The organism is Proteiniphilum acetatigenes DSM 18083, assembly GCF_000380985.1.
Lineage (GTDB): Bacteria > Bacteroidota > Bacteroidia > Bacteroidales > Dysgonomonadaceae > Proteiniphilum > Proteiniphilum acetatigenes.
Genome location: NZ_KB905694.1, coordinates 354,563 through 365,947 on the forward strand (window position 1 = coordinate 354,563; position 11,385 = coordinate 365,947).

The window sequence follows — 11,385 nt, forward strand, 5'->3', positions numbered from 1 at the left end:
GTTTATTACTCAGGCTTCAATATTCTATCGGCTTTTATCTGTCTTGATGATTCGGCCGTCTGTACCATAATTAATCAGATACAATCCGGTATTAATGAAACCGCCCCAATTATTGGGTCGCTCGAAATAGAACGGGAATTGTAATGAATTTACATTCACCCGTTCGATATTTTGCTCGAAATTATTGCCATATCTATGCAGTGCCGTCAGAAAAAACAGCCCCGTATCGTATCCCCACATACCGTAGCTCGGGAATGTTTCCAGAAGATCTCTGCCGTACCATTTGCGGAAATTGGTTTTGAATGCTTCCACATCACGACTTTGCTCATTGGCAAAGAAAGGTGCAAAGATATAAGTATCAAACAGGCTGTAATCCTCTTTCAGGTTAGAATAGGCCTGCCAGTCAGGATAACCGAACAGGCGTATGGCAAAACCGGAATCAGATTCCATAGTCTTCTTTAACTCATCCGTTATCTGACGCAGCAACCCGGAGTCACCGCTGGTAGGCACAATTACATTCTCCTTACTCCTGCTCAGCAACGCAAGGATTGTGCTACCAAGTGTAGTTGTGGCGTTCAGCGTCTCATATCTGACGTTATTCTTGCGAAGATCATTTTGCAACAAGGAAACGAACTCATTCTTATCATTTCCTCCTCCCTGCACAAATATGATATTGGCATTGCGGAACGTCTGTAGGAAAACAGAAGAGGCTTTCGTATAGGTCAGATGCTGCATCGGATTCACCTGGAATATATTCCCGTTGTTTAACACCTCTCCGTTACTCTGCGAGAACGGTACCACATATTTCATATTGTGGGATATTGAAAAATCTGAAAGGATCTTGATTTGTGCATCATTTACACCTCCGATAATCAGATTGAGCGATTGCATCTCCATTGTACCGAGCAAACTCTGCAACTTCTTCGTATCATCCCCCTTACCGATCTCAAAAACATACAACTCTATATTGGCTCCGTCGTTTTTCATTTTTTCCACCGCCAGCAAAAAGCCCTCGTAATACTCCTGGAGTCGCAGGTGCGATCCCCTTGTCTCATCGAGGAATGGCAACAGTAATCCCACTTTCATCACATTGACCCTCTCCGACGGAATAGGTTGGCTAAGTAATCGGTTCGCTTCATTTGCATTCGATCTGGAATCATCTTCGACAAGACTCCTTTTCACAGGAACAAACAACTCCATATTGGTCTTCAGTCCTCCCGAGAGCATTGGATTCAACCGTTGGATCTCCTGAACTTCCACATTATACCGTCTTGCAATACTATAGAGGGTTTCGCCTCTGTTGACTGTATGGATAATATTGGTGGTCTGCTCTTCATAGGGTAAGATCACCTCATACGATTCGAAAAAAGGAATGCGAATGGTCTTCCCAATCTGGAATGTCTCTACCGACAGTCCGGGGTTTGCCCTCATCACATCCTCCGGCTTCAGGGAATAGGTTCTCGATACAGAATAAAGCGTCTCTTTAGGGAGTATGGTATGGTAGCGATAGTTTTCTTCCTTTTCCTGACTGATAACACGGCGTTGCGGGATAATAAGCACCTGGCCTTCGGCAATTCCTTCCCTGGCTCCCGGATTAAGACGGAATATCTCATCTACTGTAGTATGATACATCTTGGCAATACCATACACTGTTTCTCCAATGACTACGGTATGTTGAAATGCCGTATTCTGGTCTGCCGGCGGCGACTGGGGAGAACGGAAAGCCTGGGGGGACGAGGGGGACTGGGGTGAGTTTGAACGCGGGGAAACGGACGTACCCTGGCTTCTGCCCTCTCGGGCGACCGGGATTAATAGTTTCTGACCGTTTTGCAGACCTCTCTCCGCTCCGGGGTTATGACGCAGAATATCGGCTACTGATACCGAAAATGTACGTGAAATAGCATAGAGCCCTTCTCCCGATTGAACGTTGTATTCATAATAAGTCTGCCCGTTCACTTCTACTGTCTTGTACTTTAGATCCTGTGCCTGAAGTGAAAAAAGTGATATGCTTAAGAAAAGAACAACCGAAAATATTTTACTCAGATTAAACCTGTTATGCATCTTTAGTTTCAATTTATATGAGTTGTTATATACAACTTTTAACGCACAAAAATAGAAATATTATTTGGATTTATACTTTATGGTGATGAAATGCAATGAACAGTTTGACAGTAATTATAACAATTTAAACACAATTAGGTTTGTTGTTAGACTTTCGCGAATATAACAAGAAAAATGTATTTCAACTAAAGCGTCGCCTTTTAGATGAATTTGTCATTAAAAAGGCAATGGGTCATTTCCCTGCGGTACAAGACCCGGGGAGGAGAAAGATGAATCCACGGATGAGTCGGCCGGTTTAGACTGTGCATTCATCCTCGAAGGACGTTCTACATAATTCCTGCCTACAGCATAATCATCCAGATTCTGGAAACGGGCATACTCATTATCGAAACGCATACTGGCAATACCGGTAGGTCCGTTACGATGCTTTGCCACAATGATCTCGGCGATACCTACCAACGAATTGCCCCGCTCATCTTCAGTAATCCTGTAATATTCGGGACGGTGAATGAAACATACAATGTCGGCATCCTGCTCAATCGCACCCGACTCACGCAGGTCAGCTAACTGCGGCCTTTTGCCTTCATGCCCCTGGCGTGATTCTACTCCACGGTTCAACTGCGACAGGGCGATAATGGGGATATTCAGCTCTTTGGCTAACCCTTTCAATGACCGGGAGATCATACTTACCTCCTGCTCACGGCTACCAAAACTCATTCCACTTGCATTCATCAACTGCAGGTAGTCGATGATCAGTATTTGCACACCATGTTCGCGGACTAACCGTCGCGCTTTGGTACGCAACTCAAACACCGACAAACTGGGTGTATCGTCGATATAAATAGGCGCATTATAAAGAAACTTATGGTTCTTGTCGAGCCGTTCCCATTCATCTTCCGAAAGGCGACCGCTTTTGATACTCTCTCCCTTTATCTGGCATACATTCACGATTAACCTGTTGACCAACTGCACGTTCGACATCTCAAGCGAAAAAACACCGACTGGCTGCTCGAAATCGAGCGCCATATTTTTCGCCATCGACAATACAAAGGCAGTCTTCCCCATGGCAGGACGTGCAGCAATAATCACCAAATCGGATCTCTGCCATCCCGACGTAAGTTTATCCAATTCCTTGAAACCGGTGGGCAAACCGCTCATCCCGTCTTTCCGGTTAGCCGCCAGCTGAATATTATTCATCGCTTCACGGATAACCGGATTGATCTGGATCACATCCTTTTTCACATTCCGCTGCGAAATTTCAAACAGGCGCCCTTCGGTCTCCTGCATGAGATCATCCACATCCACCGTCTCATCAAAAGCCTGCTGCGACACATCCGAAGAGAAAGCAATCAATTCTCTCGCCATGGATTTCTGCGCAATAATACGGGCATGATATTCTATATGTGCGGCAGAGGCTACTTTTTCCGACAGTTCGGCAATATAGACCGCCCCTCCGGCAGTCTCCAACTCACCCCGACGCTTCAGTTCCTCTACAACCGTCAGCACATCCACCGGCTTTTGTTGCATAGCAAGCCCCTGAATGGAATCATAGATCAACTGGTGAGAAGGGTCATAAAAGCTTTCCGGCTTCAATATCTCACTGACAACTGAATAGGCATCTTTTTCGAGCATCAGCGCCCCCAGCACTGCTTCCTCCAATTCTCTCGCCTGAGGGGGTAACTTGCCGATATCAGGTGCAGCAACCGCTTTTTCAACTACTTTTACCGCGGATTTTCTTTTTTGTCTTTCCATCTCTATAGGTTTTTGCTAAAAGGACTGTAAAGGTAGGGAGTAATTTGTTCCTGCGGGAATTTTTAATCTCTATTCTTTCCTAAAAGTTATAAACACGGTGTTGAAAACTTGTTGAACTATCAAAAGATGGAAAGGTGGAAAGGTGGAATGGGAAAGGTGGGAAGATTGACTTGCCTGTTGATGAAAGACAAGGGGGTTGTAAAGGAGTAAGAAGCAAGGAGAGTAAGAGGTATAAGGAAGAAAATAAATAAAAAATGAAGAATTTTCCAAGGATAATTTTGTATCTTTACGCATCATCATCTGTTCATTCAGGATTATACAATATAGAGGACTACAACACTTTAAAATTAAATTTATGGATGCAGAAGAATTGAAAAAACAGAAAGACAAGACGGATCAACGGAAAATGACCACCGTTGCAGGTGCGCCGGTCGGCAACAACCAGGATTCAATGACGGCAGGCCCGCGGGGGCCAATGATGCTGCAGGATGTATGGTTTTTGGAAAAAATGGCACACTTCGACCGGGAGGTAATTCCCGAAAGGCGTATGCATGCGAAAGGATCGGGTGCATTCGGCACGTTTACCGTAACCCATGACATTACTCAGTACACGAAAGCCAGGATCTTTTCGGAAATAGGCAAAAAGACGGAAATGTTCGTTCGGTTTTCTACTGTTGCTGGTGAGCGTGGCGCGGCAGATGCCGAGAGAGACATCCGCGGTTTCGCAATGAAATTCTATACGGAAGAAGGCAACTGGGATTTGGTAGGCAACAACACACCGGTCTTCTTTTTCCGGGATCCGTTGAAATTTATCGACCTGAACCATGCGGTAAAACGTGATCCGCACACCAATCTGCGCAGTCCCAACAACAACTGGGACTTCTGGACGAACCTCCCCGAAGCGCTCCATCAGGTAACCATCACCATGAGCGACAGGGGCATTCCCCGCAGCTATCGTCACATGCACGGATTCGGAAGCCATACGTTCAGCTTTATCAACGCCGAAAACGTACGCCATTGGGTAAAATTCCATTTTGTCTCGCAGCAGGGAATAGAGAACCTTACTGACGCGGAAGCTGAAATGGTGGTGGGAAAAGACCGGGAAAGTCATCAGCGGGATCTGTTCGAAGCCATCGGCAACGGCAATTTCCCGAAATGGAAACTCTATGTGCAGATCATGACCGAAGAACAGGCTGAAAATATGCCATACAACCCGTTCGATCTTACCAAGGTATGGTATAAAGGAGACTTTCCACTTATTCCGGTAGGGGAATTTGAATTGAACCGTAATCCCGATAATTATTTCCAAGATGTGGAACAGGCTGCCTTTAACCCGGCCAATGTGGTACCGGGTATAGGCTTCTCTCCCGACAGGATGCTGCAGGGACGCCTTTTCTCTTACGGTGACGCTCATCGCTACCGTCTCGGGGTGAACCATCACCAGATTCCGGTAAACTATCCCAAAGGCGTCGATAAAGCAAACTACCATCCCTTCCACCGCGACGGACAAATGCGCGTAGATGGAAACCAGGGCGCTACCCTGCATTATGAGCCGAACAGCTACAATGTATGGCAGGAGCAACCCGAATATGATGAACCAATACAAAAGGTAGACGGTGACATCAAACGGTGGAATTTCCGCGAAGACGATGATAACTACTACGAACAGCCGGGCAAACTGTTCCGACTGATGACGCCCGATGCACAGCAACGTCTTTTTGAAAACACGGCACGGAACATGGGTTCCAGTGACGAGATTATCAAGATCCGGCATATCGGCAACTGCTATAAGGCCGATCCGGCCTACGGAAGAGGGGTGGCAGACGCGCTGGGTATCCCGTACGGAAAAGCAGGTATCGAATAGAAGTAACGTTGACATACCGGGTAAAAGAGGATATATCACTATGTGATTTTATCCTCTTTTTTATTACTAATTTCGATAGACGACATGAATAAAATACAAACGAATTTCAATTCGACATTGGGCAGATACATCCTATGATTTATTTTGCTAATTTTACAAGTAAAAAAGATCACACTCATGAAAGAGATTCCATCCTTTACGGGATTTAAGCCCGAAACCGTACGGTTTTTACAGGAGCTGAAAGAAAACAATTATAAACAATGGTTCGACGAACACAAAACCGTCTATCAGGAAGTGCTGCTGGAACCGTTCCGCGCGCTGGGAGCCATGCTCTCACCCGCCATGTACAATATTGATCCGATGTTCGACCTGAGACCGCAAAAAATGCTTTCACGCATTTACCGCGATATCCGGTTTTCTTCGAACAAAGACCCGTACAAAACCAGTATGTGGCTGAATTTTCAGCGTATGACCACACATTGGGAGAATTTTCCCGGTTATTTTGCCGAATTCAGCGACGAATATTTCATGTACGGAATGGGGCTTTTTATGCCCAAACGGAAAGTAATAGACCATCTGAGAGAGGAGATTGGATATAATCCCGAATCGTTCAAAGAGATGGCACAAACAGCATTGGATACGGGATTCGAGGTAGCCGGAGAAACCTATAAACGTCCGCTGTCCAATGATCTCCCCGAGTTCTATCAGCCCTGGATGCAACGCAAAAACGTATATGTGATCAAAACCCTGCCACTGACGGACAAACGGTTGTTCAACGAAGCTATCGCACTTCAGTTGATAGAGGACTTCACACAAATTGCCGACCTCTACCATTTTATGGCGGAAATCGTACAGGAAACGGTATCTCCAGACCATTACAAAGATATTTAACGCGTCAAAACTCTTTATAACTGATATTAACTTAGGATATCAACCCCGGTATATTAACTTTGTCGCTTAATTTCAAAAGAATATAGTCATCGTTATGAAAAAAATAGCAACCATTCTCTTTGGTTTTCTCTTTCTCTTTACGGCTTTTATATCTGCCCAGGATATAATCACCTGGGATTTCGCCCTTGAAGATGCCGGAAACGGGGAGGTCAACATCATTGCCAAGGTTTCTGTCCAGCAGGGATGGTATATGTACGACACGAAGATACCGGATGGAGGTCCCAACCCCACCATGATCGAATTCGACAAGATAACCGGCGCGGAAGCGGTCGGCGAATTCCAGTCAGTCGATAAGAAAGCGACAGTGAAACATGACGAGATTTTCGGAATGGAGATTGGCACCTTTACCGGTTCCGTCACTTTTGCCCAACGGATGAAAATAACCAACAAGGCCGGCTTTTCCATCGAAGGGAACGTGCGTGCACAGGCATGTAACGACCAGACATGCACACCTCCGTTACCGGTAGATTTCTCATTCGCTGCATCCGACCTGCCCGCTTCGGTAACAGTAGCCGGAAGCACATCCACCGGAGAGAGCACCTTGCCTTCCACTCCTGCGGAAACAGAAGTATCGGCAGATACAACAGAAGAAATAATTGGCCCGGATACCCCGGTCTCTTTAACCAGTGCCGACAGGGAACAGCTCTGGTCGCCGGTCATTGAAGAGCTGAACGCGCTTGGGGCGGACGATCATGCCGACGCCTCCCTGTGGAGCATCTTCCTGAAAGGTCTTTTGTGGGGCTTTGCCGCACTGATTACCCCCTGTGTCTGGCCGATGATCCCCATTACGGTCAGTTTCTTCCTGAACAGGAACAAGAAGAGCCGTAGGAAAGCCATACAGGATGCCACGATATACGGTCTCTCCATCATCATCATCTATGTGACGCTGGGGCTGATCATCACCGCTATCTTCGGTGCCGCCGCACTGAATAATATCGCTACGAGCCCGGTATTCAACCTGATCTTCTTCGCCCTGCTCATCACCTTTGCCTTTTCCTTCATGGGAGCTTTCGAGATCGTGCTTCCCTCGTCATGGACCAATAAGATGGACAGTAAGGTGGACAGCACCACGGGGATTATCAGCCTGTTTTTCATGGCATTTACCCTGGCACTGGTTTCCTTCTCCTGCACAGGTCCGATCATTGGATGGTTGTTGGTGGATGCCGCCACACAGGGCAACTTCCTGGCTCCTGCCCTGGGCATGTTCGGCTTCGCCTTTGCCCTGGCTATACCGTTCACACTGTTTGCCATCTTCCCCTCCTGGCTCAAGACATTACCCAAGTCGGGAAGCTGGCTCAACGCTGTGAAGGTGGTGCTCGGATTCATCGTGCTGGCCGTATCCCTGAAATTTTTATCGGTGGCCGACCTCTCCGGCGGATGGGGTATCCTCAACCGTGATATATTCCTCTCGTTGTGGATCGTCATCTTCGCATTGCTGGGACTCTACCTCCTGGGAAAGATCAAACTGCACGGCGACAGTGACCTGTCTCATGTGCCTCTTTTCAGGCTCTTCCTGGCCATACTCTCCTTTGCCTTTACCATCTATCTGGTGCCCGGTTTATGGGGCGCACCGCTGAAACCTATCAGTTCCATCGTGCCGCCATTGTCGACGCAGGATTTTAAGCTGGCGCACAACCCGATGAACCAGGTCTTCGACGATTATGAAACCGGAATGGCCTATGCCACACAGACGGGCAAGCCGGTACTGCTGGAATTTGGTGGTCACGGCTGTGTGAACTGCCACAAGATGGATGCCACCGTGCTGGCTGACGACCGTGTAAGGGAACTGATCGACGAGGAGTTCGTTTTTATCGTGCTCATGGTGGACGAACGTACACGGCTGCCCGAGACAATCGAAGTCGATGAAAACGGAAGGACGTCAAAGCTGCGTACAGTAGGCGACAAGTGGAGTTACCTGCAGCGCCACAAGTTCGGTACCCAGTCACAACCGTTTTACGTGGTACTCGACCATAAGGGAAAACCGCTCTCCCCTTCACACGCTTATGACGAGAGTGTGGATAACTATGTGGAATTCCTGCAGACAGGATTAAAAAACTTCAAATAATAAACAACCAATAACATCACAGAGGCGGTTCGAAACAATCGCCTCTGATTTTTAATATATAAGACAACCATCAGAGCTGAACTCTCCCACAACTACATAGTCTGAAAAGTCTTGGCTCTTGATTCTTGGTTCTTGTATCTATTCTCAATCATATGAACACGAAAGAACAAAAACTGGAAGCATTCGGCCGTTTGCTTGACATCATGGATGAACTGCGGGTGAAATGCCCCTGGGACAGGGAACAGACCAACGAGAGCCTCCGGGCAAACACCATAGAGGAAACGTATGAACTGGCGGAAGCCATCCTGAGCAACGATAACAGCGAAATCAAAAAAGAACTTGGTGACCTGTTACTGCATGTGGTATTTTATGCAAAAATAGGAGAAGAGAAACAGGCGTTCGACATAGCCGATATCTGTAATTCCCTGTGCGAGAAACTGATCTTTCGCCATCCGCATGTTTTCGGTGATCAACAGGCCGATTCCGCCGGCATGGTGGAGCAGTCGTGGGAGCAACTCAAACTGAAAGAAAAAGGAAGGAAACATTCGGTATTGGAGGGCGTACCTGCTGCCCTTCCCGCACTGGTGAAAGCCTACCGGATCCAGGACAAAGCACGCAATGCCGGATTCGACTGGAACCAACGTCATGATGTGTGGGATAAGGTAAAAGAGGAGTTAGGAGAATTAGAGGTCGAGATTGAAAAAATGAATAGTGACCGGATCGAAGCCGAATTCGGCGACCTGCTTTTCAGTGTCATCAACGCCGCCCGCCTCTACAAGGTAAATCCTGATAATGCGCTGGAACGCACCAACCGGAAATTCATCTACCGTTTCGACTATATGGAGAAGAAGGTAAAAGAACAGGGACGAGCGCTGAAAGATATGACGCTGGACGAGATGGAAGTGATCTGGCAAGAGGCGAAGAGAATGCAGGCGGACGACCTTTAGCGCCACCTTCTTCTTTCTTCATTTCCCGACTCGCCAGCGCGACAGGATCGTCTTCCGTTTCGGGAAAATACCGTTCTTCTTGGTGCGTACATCTTCCACCACATAAAAAATATTGCTGTCGAATTGAGTCAGCATAAGCGCCAGCGTCTTCATCTCCTTCCGGTCCACAACGGTCTCTATGATATCCACTTCATTGGTCGAACCCGTACCGTGAGTCATCGTTGCCCCGAAATTCACCTGATTGAGCATCTGCACCAGTTCTTTTCCGTTTTTCTGTGTATAAATACGGCAGAGCAAAATACCATAAGCGATCCGGTTCTCGATAAGGATACCTACGTAATTTCCCGTGGCATAACCGGCGGCATACGACAAATAGGAAACTATGTCGTTGGCACGGACCAGAATTTGTGAGATAATCACTATCCAGATAAAGACCTCTACAAAGCCGATGATAGGGGCTATATTTTTTGCCCCTTTGGAAACGAAAATAATTCGCAGGGTACCCAGAGTAACATCGATAATACGGCCAAAGAAAATGATAAAAGGCAACAGCCAGGGGTAAACGTCTAAAAATTCGAACATATTTTTTATTTAAGAAATTGGAACTAAGAAATTAGAAATAAAGAAGTTTTAAATTATGAGTTACGAATCTTTGAATCTTGAATCTTGAAATCTTCACTTTTAGTTTTTAACTGATCAATTCTTTCAAATAATCTACAAAATCCCGGATATCTTCATCGGTAGTATCCCATGAACACACAAGGCGGACCTCGTTCCGGGATTCATCCCAATCGTAAAAGAAATACCTCTCCCGCAATTTATCAGTAATCTCCCGGGGAAGGATCAGAAAGAGAGCATTCGACTGTACCGGTTGTGTAATCTCTATCCCTCCAATCCTGTCTATCTCATCATAGAGTTTCTGGGCCGCATCGTTGGATCTTTTCGCGTTCTCCAGCCAGATGTTTTCATTCAGGTAAGGAATAAACTGCGCGGAGATAAACCGCATTTTAGAATAGAGCTGAGTGATCTGCTTCCGGTAATACCTGATGTTTTCAGCCAATTTCTTACGCAGCGGTATAAGCGCCTCACCGAACATCAGTCCGTTTTTCGTACCTCCCAGTGTAAAAATATCCACGCCGGCGTCAATGGTCATCTCCCTCAACGAGACATCCAGAAAAGCACAGGCGTTGGCCACACGTGTTCCATCCATAAAAAGAAACATATCATGACTGTGCGCCAGGTGAGCAAGCGCTTTTATCTCCTGGAGAGTATAGATAGTACCCAGTTCCGTGGTCTGCGAAATGGCAATCACTTTTGGCTGGGAATGGTGTTCGAAGCCAAAGCCATGCAGATAAGGACGCACCAGATCCGGAGTGAGCTTACCATCGGGTGTGGGAATCTCTTTCAACGCTGCACCTGTCATTTTCACGGGTGCGCCGCACTCATCCACTGCTATATGGGCAGTAGCGGCACAAAGGATTGAATGAAACGGTAATGTACAAGCCTGCAAAGCCACTACATTGGCTCCCGTCCCGTTAAAGAGAAAGAAAGATTCCACCCCTTTATCTCCGAGGAGCGCACGAACAGCCTCCTCCGCCTCGCGGGTCCATGGGTCATCGCCATAGGCTATGGTATGGTTGTTGTTGGCACTCATCAGTGCCTGCATGATTCGCGGATCTACACCGGAATTATTGTCGCTTCCGAAACTTCGCATGATATCTCTGAATTATGTGTACAAAGATACA

General features: G+C 46.8%; 8 protein-coding genes. 4 read left to right on the forward strand and 4 right to left on the reverse strand.

Annotated features, from left to right (window positions below; translation table 11 throughout):
* Positions 1 to 24: 24 nt before the first annotated feature.
* Together F597_RS20240 and dnaB are read right to left on the reverse strand one after the other, a co-directional pair.
* Entirely contained in the window at positions 25 to 2,061 is a 2,037-nt protein-coding gene (locus tag F597_RS20240) for a LysM peptidoglycan-binding domain-containing protein (protein WP_019538792.1), read from the reverse strand.
* Positions 2,062 to 2,277: 216 nt separating this feature from the next.
* Positions 2,278 to 3,813: a replicative DNA helicase gene (dnaB, locus tag F597_RS0105860; protein ID WP_019538793.1), complete on the reverse strand. Its 1,536-nt coding sequence runs from the start codon at positions 3,811 to 3,813 to the stop codon at positions 2,278 to 2,280.
* Positions 3,814 to 4,168: 355 nt separating this feature from the next.
* Here dnaB and F597_RS0105870 point away from each other — a divergent pair, with 355 nt between their 5' ends.
* The 4 genes from F597_RS0105870 (at position 4,169) to mazG (ending at position 9,640) form a co-directional block, all read left to right on the forward strand.
* On the forward strand, positions 4,169 to 5,677 hold the full coding sequence (locus F597_RS0105870) for a catalase (RefSeq protein WP_019538794.1): 1,509 nt from the start codon (positions 4,169 to 4,171) through the stop codon (positions 5,675 to 5,677).
* 177 nt (positions 5,678 to 5,854) lie between these two features.
* A complete protein-coding gene (locus F597_RS20245; protein ID WP_019538795.1) occupies positions 5,855 to 6,568 on the forward strand; it encodes a DUF2461 domain-containing protein in 714 nt (237 codons plus the stop codon).
* A 94-nt stretch (positions 6,569 to 6,662) separates the two neighbouring features.
* The gene (locus F597_RS0105880) at positions 6,663 to 8,693 is read left to right on the forward strand and encodes a protein-disulfide reductase DsbD family protein (RefSeq protein ID WP_019538796.1); all 2,031 of its coding nucleotides are present in this window, start codon (positions 6,663 to 6,665) and stop codon (positions 8,691 to 8,693) included.
* Between the two features lie 152 nt (positions 8,694 to 8,845).
* Positions 8,846 to 9,640 (forward strand): nucleoside triphosphate pyrophosphohydrolase, encoded by a 795-nt coding sequence (gene mazG / locus F597_RS0105885; RefSeq protein WP_019538797.1) that lies wholly within the window; start codon positions 8,846 to 8,848, stop codon positions 9,638 to 9,640.
* Positions 9,641 to 9,658: 18 nt separating this feature from the next.
* On the opposite strand, the gene F597_RS0105890 is transcribed toward mazG, so the two are convergent.
* Both F597_RS0105890 and F597_RS0105895 read right to left on the reverse strand, forming a co-directional pair.
* Positions 9,659 to 10,222: a DUF2179 domain-containing protein gene (locus F597_RS0105890; protein WP_019538798.1), complete on the reverse strand. Its 564-nt coding sequence runs from the start codon at positions 10,220 to 10,222 to the stop codon at positions 9,659 to 9,661.
* Positions 10,223 to 10,328: 106 nt separating this feature from the next.
* Entirely contained in the window at positions 10,329 to 11,354 is a 1,026-nt protein-coding gene (locus tag F597_RS0105895; RefSeq protein WP_019538799.1) for a threonine aldolase family protein, read from the reverse strand.
* Positions 11,355 to 11,385 lie beyond the last annotated feature (31 nt).

What these genes read in the sequence shown, in the direction of transcription:
- F597_RS20240 (WP_019538792.1), bottom strand. Translation starts at nt 2,061, where the DNA reads ATGCATAACAGGTTTAATCTGAGTAAAATATTTTCGGTTGTTCTTTTC.
- dnaB (WP_019538793.1), bottom strand. Translation starts at nt 3,813, where the DNA reads ATGGAAAGACAAAAAAGAAAATCCGCGGTAAAAGTAGTTGAAAAAGCG.
- F597_RS0105870 (WP_019538794.1), top strand. Translation starts at nt 4,169, where the DNA reads ATGGATGCAGAAGAATTGAAAAAACAGAAAGACAAGACGGATCAACGG.
- F597_RS20245 (WP_019538795.1), top strand. Translation starts at nt 5,855, where the DNA reads ATGAAAGAGATTCCATCCTTTACGGGATTTAAGCCCGAAACCGTACGG.
- F597_RS0105880 (WP_019538796.1), top strand. Translation starts at nt 6,663, where the DNA reads ATGAAAAAAATAGCAACCATTCTCTTTGGTTTTCTCTTTCTCTTTACG.
- mazG (WP_019538797.1), top strand. Translation starts at nt 8,846, where the DNA reads ATGAACACGAAAGAACAAAAACTGGAAGCATTCGGCCGTTTGCTTGAC.
- F597_RS0105890 (WP_019538798.1), bottom strand. Translation starts at nt 10,222, where the DNA reads ATGTTCGAATTTTTAGACGTTTACCCCTGGCTGTTGCCTTTTATCATT.
- F597_RS0105895 (WP_019538799.1), bottom strand. Translation starts at nt 11,354, where the DNA reads ATGCGAAGTTTCGGAAGCGACAATAATTCCGGTGTAGATCCGCGAATC.